At 44.6% G+C, this 502-nt stretch carries 1 protein-coding gene; it reads right to left on the reverse strand.

Translation table 11 applies throughout. From position 1 onward, the window contains the following. The coding region (locus ACTHUR_RS18895; protein WP_440400314.1) for a glycosyl hydrolase family 28-related protein at positions 1–502 on the reverse strand (502 nt) is incomplete at both ends.

The raw sequence follows: 502 nt of genomic DNA on the forward strand, positions 1-502 counted from the left end.
CCCCTGCACGGTTGGCACCGGATACCTCAACCCTACTGATTAAAGTATGGTCGGCATCATTGACCAAAATGCCGCTCACTTTTCCGAAGTAGCTCAAGCCCTTCCGATAGAAGTCCGAATTGGTATATTTAACAGACAGATTGGCAATGGTTTTGTGGTTTTGTCCGTCCACCAAAATACCGGCACATGCGCGAATATCATCATGGTTGGTGTTGGGGTTGAACACGCCTACTTGTGCTTTATCAAATGTGATCAGCGTCTTACCCATGCCGGAACCGAAAATGCCTTTGACACCTGAATTATTGCCATTGATAACAATTTGATCAGAAATATAGTAAGTGCCGTCCATAAACAGCATGGCTTTTTCTTTGTGTGCCGCATTCAATGCCGCTTTGATGGCAGCCAAACTGTCTTTTTTGCCTGTCGGATCTGCACCAAAATCATCGACGTTAATGTATTTGCCAAACTCTTTTGATTGATGGACGGTGTAGTTGACAACTAC

Source organism: Neisseria sp. P0021.S007 (assembly GCF_051956855.1).